A 16,125-nucleotide genomic window follows, 5' to 3' on the forward strand; every position below is an offset into this window, starting at 1 on the left:
GCCACCCGACACTATGGAGAGCACCGCCGCGCTCGCGCTGCCCGACCTGTGGGACCGGGTCGTCGGCACCCAGTCCGACCCCGACCTGTGGGTGGTCGTCGCCACGGCGGTGGCGGCCCTCGCGGTCGTGGTGCCGCACAGCCTGTGGCGGCTCTCCCGCAACGCCATCACCATCGCCCACGAGGGCGGCCACGGCCTGGTCGCGCTGTTGACCGGTCGTCAACTGACCGGGATACGGCTGCACTCCGACACCAGCGGCCTGACCGTCAGCCGGGGCAAGCCGCACGGCCTCGGCATGATCCTCACCGCGGCCGCCGGCTACACCGCTCCCCCGCTGCTCGGCCTGGGAGGCGCCGCCCTGCTGGGCGCCGGCCGCATCACCCTGCTGCTCTGGGCGGCGACGGCGCTGCTGGTGGCGATGCTGGTGATGATCCGCAACGCCTACGGCGCCCTGACCGTCGTCCTCACCGGCGGCGCCTTCCTGCTCGTGTCCTGGCTGGCCGGCCCCCAGGTGCAAGCGGCCTTCGCGTACGCGGTGGTGTGGTTCCTGCTGCTGGGCGGCGTACGGCCCGCCTTCGAGCTGCAGGCGAAGCGCTCGCACGGCGGCGCGGGCGACTCGGACGCCGACCAGCTCTCCCGCCTGACCCATGTGCCGGCCGGCCTGTGGCTGTTCCTGTTCCACGCGGTCAGCCTGTCCGCGCTGATGGGCGGGGGCAGGTGGCTGCTGGGGCTGTGACCGGCCCGCAACCGGACCCCGGGTGCGCCGGACGGCGTCTGCGGATCCTCGCCGGGGACCGGGCGCCGGACCGAACGGGGCCGCACCCGGATCCCGGCCGCGGACTAAAGTGGGCGCATGCCCGTGAACCCCGCCCACACCGCCCTCTGGCCCGCCCCGCACGCGAGCGGGGCCGTCGACGCGACGGTCCACGTGCCAGGGTCGAAGTCGGTCACCAACCGTGCCCTCGTCCTCGCCTCACTCGCCTCCGAGCCCGGCTGGCTGCGCCGCCCGCTGCGCTCCCGCGACACCCTGCTGATGGCGGCCGCCCTGCGCGAGATGGGCGTCGGCATCGAGGAGACGGTCTCCTCCAGCTCCGCCGTGGCGGCGGGCCCGGACCGCGCCGGCGAGGCCTGGCGGGTCCTGCCGGCGGGGCTGCGCGGACCGGCCACGGTCGACGTCGGCAACGCGGGCACGGTCATGCGCTTCCTGCCGCCGGTCGCCGCCCTCGCCGACGGCCCCGTCCGCTTCGACGGCGACCCGCGCGCGTACGAGCGTCCCCTGAACGGCGTCATCGACGCGCTGCGCGTCCTCGGCGCCCGCATCGACGACGACGACCGCGGCGCCCTGCCGCTGACCGTGCACGGCTCGGGCGGGCTGGACGGCGGCACGGTGGAGATCGACGCCTCGTCGTCGTCGCAGTTCGTGTCGGCCCTGCTCCTGTCCGCGCCGCGGTTCAACCAGGGCGTGGAGGTCCGGCACATCGGCTCCTCGCTGCCGTCCGTGCCGCACATCCGGATGACGGTGGACATGCTGCGCGCGGTCGGCGCCCAGGTGGACACCCCGGAGTCGGGCGGCGAGCCGAACGTCTGGCGGGTCACACCGGGCGCCCTGCTGGGCCGGGACCTGACGATCGAGCCGGACCTGTCCAACGCCCAGCCGTTCCTGGCGGCGGCGCTGGTCACGGGCGGGCGCGTGCTGATCCCGGACTGGCCGGCCCACACCACCCAGCCGGGTGACCGGCTGCGCGAGATCTTCACCGAGATGGGCGGTTCCTGCGAACTGGCCGACTACGGCCTGGTCTTCACCGGTTCGGGTTCGATCCACGGCATCGATGTCGACCTGGGCGACGTCGGCGAGCTGACCCCGGGCATCGCCGCGGTCGCCGCACTCGCGGACTCCCCGTCCACCCTGCGGGGCGTGGCCCATCTGCGGCTGCACGAGACCGACCGGCTGGCCGCGCTGACCAAGGAGATCAACGAGCTCGGCGGTGATGTGACGGAGACCGCCGACGGCCTGCACATCCGTCCGCGCCGGCTGCACGGCGGGATCTTCCACACCTACGACGACCACCGCATGGCGACGGCCGGCGCGATCATCGGCCTGGCGGTGGAGGGCGTGCAGATCGAGAACGTGGCGACGACGGCGAAGACCCTGCCGGACTTCCCCGAACTGTGGACCGGGATGCTCGGGGCGTCCGGGGTATAGGGACTTTCGCCATGCGCCGCTACGGCAAGCACACCGACGAGGACGACATCCGCAGCCGCCCGAACCGCAAGGGCAACCGGCCTCGTACGCACATCCGTCCCAAGCACGAGGACTCCGTCGAGGGCATGGTCCTCACCGTCGACCGGGGCCGGCTGACCTGCCTGGTCGACGACCGGATCGTCCTCGCGATGAAGGCCCGTGAACTGGGCCGCAAGGCCGCGGTCGTCGGCGACCGGGTCGACATCGTCGGCGATCTGTCGGGCAAGAAGGACACCCTCGCCCGCATCGTCCGCATCGCCGAGCGCACCTCGGTGCTGCGCCGCACCGCGGACGACGACGACCCCTACGAGCGCGTCGTCGTGGCCAACGCCGATCAGCTCGCCGTCGTCACCGCGCTGGCCGACCCGGAGCCGCGCCCCCGGCTGATCGACCGCTGTCTGGTCGCGGCGTTCGACGGCGGCCTTACCCCGCTCCTGGTCATGACGAAGTCGGACCTGGCGTCCCCCGACAAGCTGCTGGAGCTGTACGGCCACCTCGACATCCCCTACGTCGTCACCAGCCGTGAGGAGCTGGAGAACGGTGACGCGGCGGAGCGGGTGCGCGAGCTGCTCGCCGGGCGGACCACGGCGTTCGTCGGCCACTCGGGCGTCGGCAAGACGACGCTGGTCAACGCGCTGGTCCCGCGGGAACGGCGGCGGGTGACCGGACATGTCAACGCGGTGACCGGCCGCGGCCGGCACACCACGACCTCGGCGCTGGCCCTGCCGCTGGCCGGCACGGACGACTGGGTGATCGACACCCCGGGCATCCGCTCCTTCGGTCTGCACCACGTCGATCCGTCCCGGGTGATCCTCGCCTTCCCGGACCTGGTGCCGGGCACCGAGGGCTGCCCGCGCGCGTGCAGCCACGACGAGCCGGACTGTGCGCTGGACGCGTGGGTGGCCGAGGGCCACGCCGACCCGCAACGGCTGTACTCGCTGCGCCGGCTGCTGTCCACGCGGGAGCGCACGGACGGCGACTGACCCCCGTCGAACGGCCTACTGACCATCGCGTTGTTTGCGTCGCCCCGAGTCCGGCAAGTGCATAATCGCACCGAGCCGGACCGGGCCGGTCAAACGGAGGGACAGCACATGGCGTGGCTGCTGGTCGTCGTGGCCGGACTGCTCGAAACCGGTTTCGCCGTATGCCTCAAGCTGTCGCACGGTTTCACCCGGCTCTGGCCGACCGTGGCCTTCTGCTCCTTCGCCCTCGGCAGCTTCGGTCTGCTGACCCTGTCCCTGAAGAAGCTGGACGTCGGTCCCGCCTACGCCGTGTGGACGGGCATCGGCGCGGCCGGCACCGCGATCTACGGCATGGTCTTCCTCGGCGACCTGGTGTCCGCCCTGAAGATCGTCTCGATCAGCCTGGTGATCATAGGAGTGATCGGGCTGCAGCTGTCGGGCTCGGCTCACTAGGCCCCTGTTCCGGCCGGGGGCGCCTGACTCCTGAGGTGCCGGTGCAGGGCTCCGCGCACCAGCTCCGCGACCCCGTCCTCGCCCGGCGGCGGCGCGGCCACGCAGGACAGGGCGAGGCGGACGGCGAGTTCGCAGCAGCGGGCCTGCTCGGCGGAGTCGGCCCGGATCGCGCCGGGGCCGCAGAACGCGGCCACCGCCCGGTCGCGGACGGCGGCCACCAGATCGCCGGGCGAGGGCAGCGGCCCGTCGGCCCGCCGCTGCGCCGGCACGGCGGAGGAGGACGGGACCGCCGAGAGCGTCGGCGTGGGCAGACGCTCGCTCCAGAAGCCGGTGAGGACGGCCCGCACGAGCACGTTCTCCCGGGCGGCCGAGACGGTCCACTCGGCGGCGGCGGTGAGTCGGTCGCGGGCGTCGCCGTGCACGGCCAGCGCCCGGTCGATCCCGGCGAGATACCCGTCGGCCTCTCGGCGGACCAGCGCTCTGGCCAGGCCCTCCTTGCTGCCGAACTCGTTGTACAACGTCTGCCGGGACACCCCGGCCGCCGCGGCGACGTCCACCATCCGCACCGCGGCCCACGGCCGTAGCGCAAGCGCCTCGAAGGCGGCGTCCAGTAGGGATTCCCGCGCTGCAGGCATCATCGCCTCCCTGGAGCGAGCGGCTCTGCGCCCAGGTTTGACGCGCGAGGGGGCACTGTCAAGGGTTCGCGGCCGGACCGGGGGCGGCGGACCGGGGCGGCCGCCGGACCAGGCGCACCGCCGGGGTCCGTCCGCCTCTCGGTCCTCTGTGGCCCCCGCTCGCCTCCGCCGGATACGGTTCGTCCCATGCCGGACTACCTCGACGACCTCCGACTCGCGCACGTCCTCGCGGACGCCGCCGACGCCGGGACCATGGACCGTTTCAAGGCCCTCGACCTCAAGGTGGAGACGAAACCGGACATGACGCCGGTGACCGAGGCCGACAAGGCCGCCGAGGAACTCATCCGCGGCCAGCTGCAGCGGGCCCGGCCCCGGGACGCGATCCTGGGCGAGGAGTACGGCGTCGAGGGCACCGGCCCCCGCCGCTGGGTGATCGACCCGATCGACGGCACCAAGAACTACGTGCGGGGCGTCCCCGTGTGGGCCACCCTCATCTCGCTGATGGAGGCGGGCGAGGGCGGCTTCCAGCCGGTGGTGGGCGTCGTCTCCGCGCCCGCGCTGGGCCGCCGCTGGTGGGCCGCGAAGGGCCACGGCGCGTACAGCGGCCGCAGCCTGTCCGCCGCGACCCGGCTGCACGTGTCCCGCGTCTCGGAGCTCTCGGACGCCTCCTTCGCCTACTCGTCGCTCGGCGGCTGGGAGGAGCGGGGACGGCTGAACGGCTTCCTGGACCTCACCCGCGCGGTATGGCGCACGCGCGCGTACGGCGACTTCTGGCCGTACATGATGGTCGCCGAGGGCTCGATCGACATGTGCGCCGAGCCCGAGCTGTCCCTGTGGGACATGGCGGCCACGGCGATCGTGGTGACGGAGGCCGGCGGCACGTTCACCGGGCTCGACGGGCGTCCGGGCCCGCACAGCGGCAACGCGGCCGCGTCCAACGGCCTTCTCCACGACGACCTGCTGGACCACCTCAACCAGCGCTACTGAGAACGCTTCCCCGCGCCACAGATGAGCGCGCGCGCCCTCAATTGGACGCGCGCGCCCTCTTGTTGACCCGTGCTTTACCTGTCACGCTGACAGCACCCCCACTTGTGAACTTGTGAATCCAGGTCTCTGCGCCGTGGATTCGTAGGAGGTGGCTCCAGCCATGCTCGTCCGTGACGCCATGAGCACGGTGATCCTCACCATCGGCCCCGCACACACCCTCCGTCAGGCCGCCGCCCTGATGTCCGCCCGCCGCGTCGGCGCCGCCGTCGTCCTGGACCCGGACGCCGGCGGCATCGGCATCCTCACCGAGCGCGACATCCTCAACTCCGTGGCGCTCGGCCAGGACCCGGACACCGAACGCACCCACGCCCACACCACGGACGACGTCGTCTTCGCCGCCCCGACCTGGACGCTGGAGGAAGCGGCCCGGGCGATGACCCACGGCGGCTTCCGCCATCTGATCGTCCTCGACCACCACGCGCCGGCCGGGATCGTCTCGGTGCGCGACATCATCCGCTGCTGGGCGCCGACCGGCCCGCTCGGCCGAGGTCGTACCCCGTCCTACAGTGGACTCGGTCCAAGCCAAGCCACGATCTAAAATCACACCCGTTCGGGACCTGGTCGCTCCGACTGTTAGGCTGGATTCATGAGTGACCTTCTGGACCGACTGCGCGGCCGCGGATGGCGGATGACCGCGCAGCGGCGCGTCGTGGCCGAGGTGCTCGACGGCGAACACGTCCATCTGACGGCCGACGAGGTGCACGCCAGGGCCGTCGTCCGGCTGCCGGAGATCTCCCGGGCGACCGTGTACAACACGCTCGGCGAACTGGTCTCTCTCGGCGAGGTGCTCGAAGTCGCCACCGACCGGCGCGCCAAGCGGTACGACCCCAACGCCCATCGCCCGCACCACCACCTGGTGTGCGCCCGGTGCGGCGCCATCAAGGACGTCCACCCGATCGGCAACCCGCTGGCCGACCTCCCGGACTCGGAGCGCTTCGGCTTCACGGTCTCGGACGTCGAGGTGACCTACCGCGGCCTCTGCCCCACCTGCGCGACGGCGTAAGTTCCCGCCCGGCCTCACGGATCCGGGCGGGACCGGACCGCCCACGACCCGAACGAAACGACCGAGGGCCGGAACCCTTTCGGATTCCGGCCCTCGGCCTTCAGTAGCGGGGACAGGATTTGAACCTGCGACCTCTGGGTTATGAGCCCAGCGAGCTACCGAGCTGCTCCACCCCGCGTCGATGAATGCAACGTTACGTGAAGGAAGACCCTGAAGGCAAATCCCCCCTCCCACCCCTCTGACCAGCACGGTCCCACCCATCCTTCCCGTCCGGACGGGAAGGCACCCGTGCAAGGAGAGCCCGGGCAAGCACTGCACCCTTCGTCCAGCCCGTCCGGCGTTTGAGGACGAGGCCCCTTCAGGGCCGACAGCGGGGGGTCCGGGGGCGGCAGCACCCGAGGACGGGACGGGAAGGGCCGACAGCGGGGGTCCGGGGGCGGCAGCCCCCGAGGACGGGACGGAAGGGGCGGCGGGGGCGAGAACCGGCCGTCACTGGACTCCAGCACCCCCGCCCCGCACCCCGGTGCACTCAAGTCACAGCCACCGCAGCACAGCCCGAGCGCAGGGCACCGTCACGCACAGGGCACCGTCACGCGGACAGCTCCTCCCGCAGAGCGTCCCGCAGTCGAGCCGCCCGCTCGGCCACCTCCGCCGGCCCGAGCGACACCGCCCGGTCCGCCCACCGCTGCCCCTCCGCCAGCTCGCCGCGACGCGCGTAGACCAGGGCCAGCCGCAACGCCGCCCGCCCGTGCCCCGCGTCGGCCGCCCGCGTCCACCAGACCGCGGCCTCGGGCTCGCTGCCCTCCCGAGCGAGCAGCAGCCCCAGGTTGAAGGCGCCGTTGCGGGACCCGGCCTCCGCGGCCGTGCGGTACCAGCGAGCCGCCTCCACGACGTCGCCCCGGGCGGCGGCCAGCATCCCGACCCGCACCTGCGCGCGCCGGTGCCCCTGCGTCGCCGCGCGCTCGTACCACTCCTCGCATTCGGTCTTCTCGTGCACGATCTCCCCGAGTTCGTGCGCGGGCTGCGGCGGCCGTCGCGCGTCGAGCACGGCCGCCAGCCGGTACGCCGCCTCCGCGCTGCCCCCGCCGGCGGCGCAGCGCAGATGCCGCTCCGCCTCCTGCTCGTCGCCGTCCCGCAGCCGCGCGATCCCGACCTGGAGCGCGGCCTCGGTGTGCCCGGCGGCCGCCGCCCGCTCGTACCAGCGCAGGGCGACCGCCTCCTCGCCCCGCCCGGCGAACAGGATGCCGAGGTTGAACGCGGCGTCGACGCTGCCCGCCTCGGCGGCCTTGGAGAACCAGGGCTCGGCCCCGGCCGTGTCGCCGCCCTGGAGCAGCAGGACGGCCAGCGCGTTGGCCGCCTCCCGGTGCCCGGCGTAGGCGGCCCGGCGGTACCACTGCTCGGCCTGCGCGGTGCGGCCCTGCTCGACGCAGAGCAGGGCGAGGTTGTAGGCGCCGTTGTCGTCGCCGGCGTCCATCGCGGCCCGGTACCAGCGCTCGGCGGTCTGGGTCTGTCCCCGCTCGGCGTGCAGCGCGCCCAGCGCGTTCGCCGCGTTGCCGTCGCCGTCCTGGGCGGCCCGCAGCCACCAGACGGCCGCGTTCTCGGTGTCGCCGGCGTCGCGCAGCAGGAACCCGAGCGCGCAGGCGGCACGCGCCTCGCCGTCCTTGGCGGACGTCAGGTACCAGCGCCCGGCCTCCTTGAGGTCGCCCCGCTTCTCCAGGATCGTCCCGAGGTGGAGCGCGGCCCGGCGGTGCCCGCGCGCGGCGGCCTGGCGGTACCACTGCTCGGCCTCCGACCGCGCGGGGACGCCGTTGTCGTGCCCGCGTCCGCCCGCCGCGGCGCCCGACGCGCCGCCCGCAGGGGGGCTCCCGCGCTCGCCGAGCTCGCCGCCGTGCTCGTGGTCCTTCAGGTCGAGGGCTCGGGCCAGCCGGTAGGCCGCTTCCCGGTGCCCGCGCTCGGCGGCGGCCCGCATCCACCGCTCGGCGGCGGCGTCGCCGCGGTGCTCCAGCAGGTCGGCGAGGGCGTAGGCGCCCAGCGCATGCCCCTGCTCCGCGGACTGGCGCAGCCAGTACTCGGCGGCCGGCTCGTCCCCGCACTCCCGGCAGTGGCGGCCGAGCGCGTGAGCCGCGGCCGCGGAGCCGGCGACGGCGGCGACCCGCCACCAGCCGGCGGCCTCGTCGGGGTATCCGCGCTGATGGAGGAGGACGCCCAGGTTGTTGGCGGCGGCCCGGTCGCCCTCGGCGGTGGCGGCGCGAAGATGGGGTTCGGCTCCGTCGAGGTCGCCGCGGCGCAGCAGCATGGCCCCGAGGACGCTCACGGCCTCGACGTCGCCGGCCTCCGCCGCGAGTCGCAGGCGCATCTCCTCGACGGCCTCCCCCGTCTCGACGGCGTCCGCCGCCTCGTCCCGGCTCTCGTCCGGGGTCGCTTCCTCACCGGAAGGCTGCACAAACCGCCCTGTCTCGAACAGAGTTGCCTTGTCCCCCATAACGTCCATCGTCGCACCACCCGCAACCCGGGTACACCTGGTATACCGCGGCCCGTAAGGTCACTTCAGCGTTTTGTCGACATGCCCACAGAGAGACAAGTCAAACACAGATCGCCCAACTCCCCCCAGCGGCACGGCGATCGTCTGCCCGGCACATGAGTTCGCACATCACGAAGGCCCGGATCCGTTTCCGGATCCGGGCCTTCGTCTTCAGTAGCGGGGACAGGATTTGAACCTGCGACCTCTGGGTTATGAGCCCAGCGAGCTACCGAGCTGCTCCACCCCGCGTCGTGTTCCACAACCGTACCACGACGCGGGGCGGACATGATCAGCCGCTGCTGGGACCGGGGCTGGGACTGCTCGTCGCCTTGCCTCCGCCGGCGCCCGAGCCGCTCCCGGAACCGGCGGGCGGGCTCGCCGTGCCCGCCGGGCTGGGACTGCTGCTCGCCTTGGCGCCCTTGTCCGCCGCGGCCTGCGCGTCCTCGGCCCGCTGCAGCGCGGCCTCCAGATCCTTCTGCGCCTTGGCGTACGCGTCCCAGTCGGGCTTCTTCAGCGCCTCCTGGCCGGCGGTGAAGGCCTTCTGGGCGTCGGCCAGCGCCTGGCGGACCGTCGGGTCGGACGACGTGGGCGGCGGGGTCTTGCCCCCGCCCTCGTCCGTCGGCGGCGGGGTCGTGCCCTCCGCGCCGAAGACCTTGTTGAGGGCCTCGTCCAGGGTGTCCTCGAAGGCCGTGTTGCCTCCGTAGGTCACCAACACCTTCTTCAACAGCGGGTACTTGAGCCCGCCGCCACGCACATACACGGGTTCGACGTAGAGCAGGCCGCCGTCGAGCGGAACCGTCAGCAGATTGCCGTACTCGATGTCGGAGTCGCCGCCCTTCAGGAGTCTGATGGACTCGGCGATGTCCTGTTCGGAGTTGAACTGGCTCTGCACCTGTTTGGGTCCGTCGACGGTCGTGCTCGTCGGCAGCTTCAGGACTCTGATCTTGCCGTAGTCGGGTGTGCCCGCCTCGGAGTCGACCGCCATGAACGCGCTGAGGTTGTCACGGCCGTTGGGCGTGAACGTCGTCGTCAGCGAGAACGCCTGCGCCTTCTGGTCGGGCATCGCCATGCTCAGGTAGTACGGCGGCACCGCGTCGCCCGACTTGTTGGACGGGTCGTCCGGCACCTGCCACACCTCGCTGCCGCTGAGGAACGTCGTGGCGTCCTTCACGTGGTAGCGGGTGAGCAGTTCGCGCTGCACCTTGAACAGGTCCTGCGGATAGCGGAGATGGGCCATCAGCGAGGGGGAGATGGAGGACTTGGCCTTCACCGTGCCGGGGAACGCCTTCATCCAGGTCTTCAGGACCGGGTCCTCGGTGTCCCACTGGAACAGCTTGACCTCGCCGGTGTAGGCGTCGACGGTCGCCTTCACCGAGTTGCGGATGTAGTTGACCTGGTTCTGCTGGGCCACCACCGCGCGGTTGTCGTTGGTCGCGGTCAGCGAGTCGGCCGTGGTGTCCCCGAGGGTCGTCCGCGAGGCGTACGGATAGCCGTTCGTCGTCGTGTAGGCGTCGACGATCCACTGGATCTTGCCGTCGACCACGGCCGGGTAGGCGTCGCCGTCGATGGTCAGCCACGGGGCGACCGCCTCGACGCGCTCCTTGGGGGTGCGGTTGTACAGGATCCGCGAACCGTCGCCGATGGCGCCGGAGTACAGGATCTGCGGTTCGCCGAACGCCACCGCGTACGCGGCACGGTTGATCGGGTTGGAGAGGTTGACCCCGCTCCTGCCCGTGTAGCTGGTGGTCTTCTCACCCTGGTCGTCGGAGTAGTCGATCTCCTTCTGGGGACCGCCGACGATCGAGTACGTGGTCGTCTTCTCCCCGTAGTAGACCCGCTGCTCGTAGGTGCCGAGCTCGCCCTCGGAGGGCAGGTTCGACTCGGTGAAGACCGGACGCCCCTCGGCGTCGGACGTGGTGCCCTTGGCGGCGACGACGCCGTAGCCGTGGGTGTAGCGGAAGTGGTTGTTGATCCAGTTCTGCTTGTCGACGCCCGCGAGGTTCAGCTCGCGCAGACCGATGACGGTGTCCTCGTCGGTCCCCTTCACGTTGTAGCGGTCCACGTCCAGGTTGGTCGGGAACGCGTAGTACTTCCGCATCTGCTGGAGCTGCTGGAACGTCGGGGAGACGATGTTCGGGTCCAGGACGCGGACGCTCGCCGTGGAGTCGACGTCGTCGCGCAGCGTCGTCTTGTCCTTGGTCGTGCTGGTCCCCGAGTACTCGGTGACCTGCGCGCCGTCGATGCCGTACGCCTCGCGCGTCGCCTTCAGGTTCTTCTCGACGTACGGGGCTTCCTTGGCCTGCTCGTTCGGCTGGACCTGGAACTTCTGGACGATCGCCGGGTACAGCCCGCCGATGAGGATCGCCGAGAGCACCATCAGGCCGAAGCCGATCACCGGCAACTGCCAGGTGCGCCGCCACAGGGTGGCGAAGAAGAGCAGGGCGCAGATGACGGCGATGCAGAACAGGATCGTCTTCGCCGGCAGGTAGGCGTTGGCGTCGACGTACCGCAGGCCCGTCCAGTTGTCGGTGGCCTTGAAGTCGCTGGACTTCACCGCCAGGCCGTAGCGGTCGAGCCAGTAGGCGACCGCCTTCAGGGCCACGAAGACGCCCAGCAGCACCGACAGGTGGCCGGTGGCCGCGGCGGTGGCGCGCGCGCCCGGACTGGTGACGCGCAGCCCGCCGTACAGGTAGTGGGTGAGCGCGGCGGCGACCAGGGACAGGATCGTGGCGGCGAAGCCGAATCCGAGCAGGAACCGGTACCAGGGCAGGTCGAAGGCGAAGAAGGACACGTCGAGGTGGAACTGCGGGTCCTTCTGGCCGAAGGACACCCCGTTGACCCACATCAGCCACGTCCGCCACTGGCCCGCCGCGGACGCGCCGGCGATGAGGCCGACCAGGGCGGTGATGCCGAGCAGCAGCCACGTCTTGTACGGCGCGATGCCCATGCGGTAGCGGTCGAGGCTCTGCTGCTCCACCGACATCGCGCTGAGCGGTGGCCGAAGCCGGTGCGCCAGCCAGATGTTGAGGCCGACCGCGAGGGCCATCAGCAGGCCGAACACGAAGAACAGCCCGATCTTGGTCCACAGCGTGGTGGTGAAGACCGACGAGTAATGCACCGAGCGGTACCAGAGCCAGTCCGTCCAGAACCCGGCGAACATGGTGAACGCCATGCCCAGGACGGCCAGGACGCCCAGTGTCGTGAGCAGGGTCCGGACGCGCCGGGACGGGCGGCCCACTCTGATCCGCGGCCCCGTGGGGCCTCCGCCGCGGTCCGGCATCTGGAAAGCCAAGGTGCGCACCTCGAAAGTCGCAGTAGATCCGTCAGGCCCGCGTGTTCGTGGACCGTTCGTGGCCCCCCGTGATCGCGGGCCCACACCTATGCAACTTACTCACGGTTTACTCGGTTCCCGATTCCGGCCAGGAACGAGAGAGGATTGTGACCATGTCCAACACACCCATGGCGGCGAGCCCGCTCACCCGGGCCGTGCTCGAGATCGACGAGTACGCCTCCGGCCTCGGCTGGGACCAGCCCGCCCGCCTCTTCGCCCTCGTAGACACCGCTCGGCTGCGTGCCCAGGAACCGTCGCTAGCGGCCCAGCTCGGCCTTCAGGACGAGCCCGAGATCACCGGTCTCACCCCGATCGAGCAGGACGAGGTGCCGGCGGACAAGCCGCTCGACGAGTTCCTCGCCACGATCGCCTGGCCCGACGCGGTGGTCGGCTGCGCCCTCACCGTGGAGCGTCTGATGCTGCCGCCGTCCGCCGAGGCCCAGGTCCCTCAGGGCCTGAGCGAGGCGAAGCTCGCCAGGTGGGTGGCGGACCATCCCGACCGCCAGGAGGTCCGGATGACGGTCGGCGTCCTGCGCGACGGCGCCCGCGACTCCGCCCTGCGCCTGCGCGACAAGGATGCCCCGACGGAGGTCCTCACGGGCGCGGGGCTGGTGCCGGGCCTGGCGGAGGCGCTGTCGGCGACGTTCGCCGAGTAGCGCCTCCCGGACCGCGGCCTCCCGGACCGCGGCGGAGTGGCCCTGCGGCTACTTCCTGCACGTGGGCAGGCCGGCGGTGTCGCCGCTGCGGATGTCCTTGAGGGCGCCCAGGGCGTCGTCGATGGTGTTCACCTTGACGAGCCTGAGCCCCGAGGGGGTGTCCTTGGCGGCGGCCGCGCAGTTGTCGGCGGGCGTCAGGAAGTACTGGGCGCCCTGGCTGCGCGCGCCGACCGTCTTCAGCTCGATGCCGCCGATCGGCCCCACCTTGCCGGCGTCGTCGATGGTCCCGGTGCCGGCGACGAACTTCCCGCCGGTGAGGCTGCCCGGGGTGAGCTTGTCGTAGATGCCGAGGGCGAACATCAGGCCGGCGCTGGGGCCGCCGACGTCGGCGAGCTTGATGTCGACGGTGAACGGGAAGGTGTGGTCGGTCCCGGCCGAGATCCCGACGATGGCCCGCTTGTGACCGCTGTCGTCGGAGGTCGCGGTGGTGACGGTGACGTCCGTGGTGCCGCGCGCCGTCCTGTGCGCCTTCTCGGCGGCCGCCTGCTCCTTGGCCGGCACGATGGTGAAGACGACCTTCTCCCCCGGCTTGTGCTTCGTGACCGTCTTCGCGACGTCGCCCGGCTCCTTCACCGCCGCCCCGTCCACGGCCTTGATCACGTCACCGGCGTGCAGCCTGCCCTCGGCCGGGGAGCCCTTCACCACGGTCGAGACGATCACCCAGGACGTCACGGGGACCTTCAGTTCCTTGAGGGCCGCCACCTTGGCGCTCTCCTGGGACTGGCTGAACTCCTCGGCGTTCTCCTGGGTGGACTGCTCCTCGGTCTTGCCGTCCGGGTACAGCGTGTTGTGCGGGACGACCTTGGTGTCGTGCGCGAGCCATCCGTAGACCGCCTCGACGAGGTTCATCCGGTAGTCGGCGCTGGTGACCCGCACGGTGGTCATGTTCAGGTGACCGTCGGTCGGGTAGGTCTTGCGCCCCGCGATCTGCAGCACCGGCTCGCCGTCGTGGTCGCCGAGCGTGTTCACCGTCGGCCCCGGGGACATCTCCGCGTACGGCACGGGGATGAGCACTCCCGCGCACAGGAGCGCGATCAGCATCAGGGTGGAGGCGAGCATCGTCGCGGTGCGGCGTGGCATGCCTCGACATTACGGGACGGGTCTGTCAGCGCACCGTCAGGGCTGCCACCCGGGTCACGTGCGCGAGTGGGGCTTCTCCATGGCCTCGCGGAAGCGGGCGTATCCGTCCAGCTCGGGGCCGTCGCTGCGCGCCTTGCGGGTCCGGTTGGCCCAACTGCCCCACAGGCCGGCGCCGATCGCGGCGACCAGTGGAATCAGCAACCAGACGAGCGCCGCCATACCGACCTCCCAACCCCGACGAACCACCGCAACTGACTGATCAGCAGATTAACCGTCCGCACTGACAACGCTCACGGCAGGGGTGCGGTTACGCAACCGGACGGGTGAGCCGGCGGCGGCCCGGGCCGCGTCGGCGGAGGCCACGGGTCAGCAGGCGCCGACCCACTCCTGCGTCCCGTCCGAGAACCTCTGGTGCTTCCAGATGGGCACTTCGTGCTTGAGGTCGTCGATCAGCTTCCGGCAGGCCTCGAAGGCCTCCCCGCGGTGCGGGCAGGACACGGCGACGACGACCGCGAGATCTCCCACCGCGAGGTCCCCCACCCGGTGGACGGCCGCGAGCGCCCGCACCGGGAACTCGGCGACGACCTTCTCGGCGATCCGCCGCATCTCGGCCTCGGCGCTGGGATGGCAGGAGTACCCGAGGGCGTCGACGTCGGCGCCCCCGTCGTGGTTGCGCACGGTGCCCACGAAGAGCGCGGTCCCGCCGGCCGCGTCGTCCCCGACGGCCCGGAAGACCTCGTCCAGGGAGAGAGCGGTGTCGCGGACGGCGATCAGCTTGATGGGGTCCTGCGCTGCGTGCTCGCCCGGATGGTCGTCGATGGCTGCCATGCCCCCATCGTGCCGCACTCCGCGGACGAGCCGGAACAGCGTGATCGCCCGGCACACGCGCGTGCCGCTTCGGAGCGACCTACAAAACGCCTCATGTCCGCACGGCGCGAACAGGGCGGCGACGGGCGGCAAGGCGCGCCGGGGGCGAGCAGAGCCGCCCGCGCGCCCCGCCGGTCACCGGCGACGGGCCTTGCGGGCGCGCCGCACGACGGCCGCCGCGCCCAGCAGAGCGACCGTCGCGCCGGCCGCGCCCGCCGCGGTCGCGTCCCTGCGCCCCAGCCGCCGTCCGACCACCGTGTGCCGCCCGGCCACCTCCGCCAGCAGCTCCGCGAGGACCTCCTCGTTGGTCCAGCGCGGCCGCCAGCCCGCGTCGTGCAGCCGGCTCCCGCTCACCACCCAGGGGTACATCGTGTACGCCAGGTCGCCCGCCGGGGACGGCGTCAGCCCGATCCGGTGCAGCCGGGCCGCCGCGCCCAGGGCGACCGCCGAGGGCAGCTCCATGCGGCGGATCCCGCTGAGCTCCTCGACCTCCTCCTGTTCGAGCCATCCGTCGCACCCGACGGCCAGCTCGCCGTCGACCTTCTCCAGGACGGCGTACTCCAGGGCGCTCACCAGGTCCTCGACGTGACAGAACTGCCAGGCGGGCCGCGACCCCGCCACGACCAGCAGCCGCGGCGACTCGAAGTACCGGGTCAGCGCGGTGTCCGTGCCGCCGACCAGGATCGCGGGGCGCACCACGGTGACGTTGAGCCCCGGATGCGCCCGGGGCGCGCGCCGCGCGAGCCGTTCGACTTCCAGGAGGTCGCCGACGCCGGTCGCCTCGGCCGTCGCCCGCAGCTCCGCGTCCTCGGACAGCGGCAGCTCGTTGTCCTCCAGCGCCCCGTAGACCATCGCGGAGGTGCACAGCACGACCCGGTGCACGCCGGCCGCCGCGGCGGCCGTCAGCACGGTCTGCGTACCGCGCACGTTGTAGGCCGTCCGGGCGGCGGCGTCACTCCCCAGGTCGAGGTCGAGCGCGAGGTGGACCACGACGTCGGCCCCGCGCAGTTTGTCGGCGATCGCCGGATCACGGACGTCGAGGACGTGCCACTGGGCGGCGTCGCACTCGCCGCGCCGCTCGTCGATGGCGACGACCTGCTTGACCTCCTCCGATGCGGCGAGCCGCTCCGTGAGCAGCGCGCCCACCCCGTTCGCCGCGCCGGTCACGGCGACGACGGGCCCGCGCGAACCGCCCGGGGTCGAAGGGTTTCGCGCTGCGCGAACCTGCGGATCTGGGGAACTCACCAGGTGTCTCCAGCGGTTGTCTT

The 16,125-nt window shown here is 72.1% G+C and carries 15 protein-coding genes and 2 tRNA genes; 8 read left to right on the top strand and 9 right to left on the bottom strand.

Annotated features, from left to right (window positions below):
* Window positions 1-13 precede the first annotated feature (13 nt).
* From ACFVYK_RS16745 to ACFVYK_RS16760, 4 genes are all read left to right on the top strand, one after another.
* Window positions 14-736: a M50 family metallopeptidase gene (locus tag ACFVYK_RS16745; protein WP_389774105.1), complete on the top strand. Its 723-nt coding sequence runs from the start codon at window positions 14-16 to the stop codon at window positions 734-736.
* A 117-nt stretch (window positions 737-853) separates the two neighbouring features.
* A complete protein-coding gene (gene aroA, locus ACFVYK_RS16750; protein WP_389774108.1) occupies window positions 854-2,203 on the top strand; it encodes a 3-phosphoshikimate 1-carboxyvinyltransferase in 1,350 nt (449 codons plus the stop codon).
* Between the two features lie 11 nt (window positions 2,204-2,214).
* The gene (rsgA, locus tag ACFVYK_RS16755; RefSeq protein ID WP_389774111.1) at window positions 2,215-3,225 is read left to right on the top strand and encodes a ribosome small subunit-dependent GTPase A; all 1,011 of its coding nucleotides are present in this window, start codon (window positions 2,215-2,217) and stop codon (window positions 3,223-3,225) included.
* Window positions 3,226-3,333: 108 nt separating this feature from the next.
* The gene (locus tag ACFVYK_RS16760) at window positions 3,334-3,657 is read left to right on the top strand and encodes a DMT family transporter (protein WP_389774114.1); all 324 of its coding nucleotides are present in this window, start codon (window positions 3,334-3,336) and stop codon (window positions 3,655-3,657) included.
* On the opposite strand, the gene ACFVYK_RS16765 is transcribed toward ACFVYK_RS16760, so the two are convergent.
* Entirely contained in the window at window positions 3,654-4,295 is a 642-nt protein-coding gene (locus tag ACFVYK_RS16765) for a TetR/AcrR family transcriptional regulator (RefSeq protein WP_389774116.1), read from the bottom strand. The genes ACFVYK_RS16760 and ACFVYK_RS16765 overlap by 4 nt on opposite strands.
* Window positions 4,296-4,478: 183 nt before the next feature.
* On the opposite strand from ACFVYK_RS16765, the gene hisN reads away from it, so the two are divergent.
* The 3 genes from hisN to ACFVYK_RS16780 all read left to right on the top strand — a co-directional run bounded on the left by hisN (window position 4,479) and on the right by ACFVYK_RS16780 (window position 6,342).
* On the top strand, window positions 4,479-5,279 hold the full coding sequence (hisN, locus tag ACFVYK_RS16770) for a histidinol-phosphatase (RefSeq protein ID WP_389774118.1): 801 nt from the start codon (window positions 4,479-4,481) through the stop codon (window positions 5,277-5,279).
* Window positions 5,280-5,439: 160 nt separating this feature from the next.
* Window positions 5,440-5,877, top strand: coding sequence for a cyclic nucleotide-binding/CBS domain-containing protein (locus ACFVYK_RS16775; RefSeq protein ID WP_389774120.1), 438 nt, complete (start codon window positions 5,440-5,442; stop codon window positions 5,875-5,877).
* A 48-nt stretch (window positions 5,878-5,925) separates the two neighbouring features.
* The gene (locus ACFVYK_RS16780) at window positions 5,926-6,342 is read left to right on the top strand and encodes a Fur family transcriptional regulator (RefSeq protein ID WP_389774123.1); all 417 of its coding nucleotides are present in this window, start codon (window positions 5,926-5,928) and stop codon (window positions 6,340-6,342) included.
* A gap of 104 nt (window positions 6,343-6,446) precedes the next feature.
* Here the strand turns inward: ACFVYK_RS16780 and ACFVYK_RS16785 are convergent.
* The 4 genes from ACFVYK_RS16785 to ACFVYK_RS16800 form a co-directional block, all read right to left on the bottom strand.
* Window positions 6,447-6,520, bottom strand: a tRNA-Met gene (locus ACFVYK_RS16785).
* Between the two features lie 411 nt (window positions 6,521-6,931).
* The gene (locus tag ACFVYK_RS16790) at window positions 6,932-8,833 is read right to left on the bottom strand and encodes a tetratricopeptide repeat protein (RefSeq protein WP_389774126.1); all 1,902 of its coding nucleotides are present in this window, start codon (window positions 8,831-8,833) and stop codon (window positions 6,932-6,934) included.
* 205 nt (window positions 8,834-9,038) lie between these two features.
* Window positions 9,039-9,112: transfer RNA gene (locus tag ACFVYK_RS16795), tRNA-Met, on the bottom strand.
* A 40-nt stretch (window positions 9,113-9,152) separates the two neighbouring features.
* A complete protein-coding gene (locus ACFVYK_RS16800; protein ID WP_389774225.1) occupies window positions 9,153-12,143 on the bottom strand; it encodes a UPF0182 family protein in 2,991 nt (996 codons plus the stop codon).
* A 164-nt stretch (window positions 12,144-12,307) separates the two neighbouring features.
* Here ACFVYK_RS16800 and ACFVYK_RS16805 point away from each other — a divergent pair, with 164 nt between their 5' ends.
* Window positions 12,308-12,850: a PPA1309 family protein gene (locus ACFVYK_RS16805; RefSeq protein WP_389774128.1), complete on the top strand. Its 543-nt coding sequence runs from the start codon at window positions 12,308-12,310 to the stop codon at window positions 12,848-12,850.
* Between the two features lie 48 nt (window positions 12,851-12,898).
* Here ACFVYK_RS16805 and ACFVYK_RS16810 read toward each other — a convergent pair whose 3' ends face one another.
* The 4 genes from ACFVYK_RS16810 to ACFVYK_RS16825 form a co-directional block, all read right to left on the bottom strand.
* Window positions 12,899-13,990 (bottom strand): PDZ domain-containing protein, encoded by a 1,092-nt coding sequence (locus ACFVYK_RS16810; RefSeq protein ID WP_389774130.1) that lies wholly within the window; start codon window positions 13,988-13,990, stop codon window positions 12,899-12,901.
* Between the two features lie 54 nt (window positions 13,991-14,044).
* Window positions 14,045-14,209 carry a hypothetical protein gene (locus tag ACFVYK_RS16815; protein WP_167467584.1) on the bottom strand — a complete coding sequence of 55 codons (165 nt, stop codon included), beginning with the start codon at window positions 14,207-14,209 and terminating at the stop codon, window positions 14,045-14,047.
* A 147-nt stretch (window positions 14,210-14,356) separates the two neighbouring features.
* Window positions 14,357-14,818, bottom strand: coding sequence for a molybdenum cofactor biosynthesis protein MoaE (locus tag ACFVYK_RS16820; RefSeq protein WP_389774133.1), 462 nt, complete (start codon window positions 14,816-14,818; stop codon window positions 14,357-14,359).
* A gap of 174 nt (window positions 14,819-14,992) precedes the next feature.
* On the bottom strand, window positions 14,993-16,102 hold the full coding sequence (locus tag ACFVYK_RS16825; RefSeq protein WP_389774136.1) for an SDR family oxidoreductase: 1,110 nt from the start codon (window positions 16,100-16,102) through the stop codon (window positions 14,993-14,995).
* Window positions 16,103-16,125: the final 23 nt, after the last annotated feature.

Origin of the sequence: Streptomyces sp. NPDC058291, assembly GCF_042880855.1 — a bacterium.
Lineage (GTDB): Bacteria > Actinomycetota > Actinomycetes > Streptomycetales > Streptomycetaceae > Streptomyces.

Excerpts from the sequence above, each read along its gene's own strand:
- ACFVYK_RS16775 (WP_389774120.1), top strand. The coding sequence starts at position 5,440 with ATGCTCGTCCGTGACGCCATGAGCACGGTGATCCTCACCATCGGCCCC.
- ACFVYK_RS16800 (WP_389774225.1), bottom strand. The coding sequence starts at position 12,143 with ATGCCGGACCGCGGCGGAGGCCCCACGGGGCCGCGGATCAGAGTGGGC.
- ACFVYK_RS16760 (WP_389774114.1), top strand. The coding sequence starts at position 3,334 with ATGGCGTGGCTGCTGGTCGTCGTGGCCGGACTGCTCGAAACCGGTTTC.
- aroA (WP_389774108.1), top strand. The coding sequence starts at position 854 with ATGCCCGTGAACCCCGCCCACACCGCCCTCTGGCCCGCCCCGCACGCG.
- ACFVYK_RS16810 (WP_389774130.1), bottom strand. The coding sequence starts at position 13,990 with ATGCCACGCCGCACCGCGACGATGCTCGCCTCCACCCTGATGCTGATC.
- ACFVYK_RS16745 (WP_389774105.1), top strand. The coding sequence starts at position 14 with ATGGAGAGCACCGCCGCGCTCGCGCTGCCCGACCTGTGGGACCGGGTC.
- hisN (WP_389774118.1), top strand. The coding sequence starts at position 4,479 with ATGCCGGACTACCTCGACGACCTCCGACTCGCGCACGTCCTCGCGGAC.
- ACFVYK_RS16820 (WP_389774133.1), bottom strand. The coding sequence starts at position 14,818 with ATGGCAGCCATCGACGACCATCCGGGCGAGCACGCAGCGCAGGACCCC.
- ACFVYK_RS16790 (WP_389774126.1), bottom strand. The coding sequence starts at position 8,833 with ATGGACGTTATGGGGGACAAGGCAACTCTGTTCGAGACAGGGCGGTTT.
- rsgA (WP_389774111.1), top strand. The coding sequence starts at position 2,215 with ATGCGCCGCTACGGCAAGCACACCGACGAGGACGACATCCGCAGCCGC.
- ACFVYK_RS16765 (WP_389774116.1), bottom strand. The coding sequence starts at position 4,295 with ATGATGCCTGCAGCGCGGGAATCCCTACTGGACGCCGCCTTCGAGGCG.
- ACFVYK_RS16805 (WP_389774128.1), top strand. The coding sequence starts at position 12,308 with ATGTCCAACACACCCATGGCGGCGAGCCCGCTCACCCGGGCCGTGCTC.
- ACFVYK_RS16815 (WP_167467584.1), bottom strand. The coding sequence starts at position 14,209 with ATGGCGGCGCTCGTCTGGTTGCTGATTCCACTGGTCGCCGCGATCGGC.
- ACFVYK_RS16780 (WP_389774123.1), top strand. The coding sequence starts at position 5,926 with ATGAGTGACCTTCTGGACCGACTGCGCGGCCGCGGATGGCGGATGACC.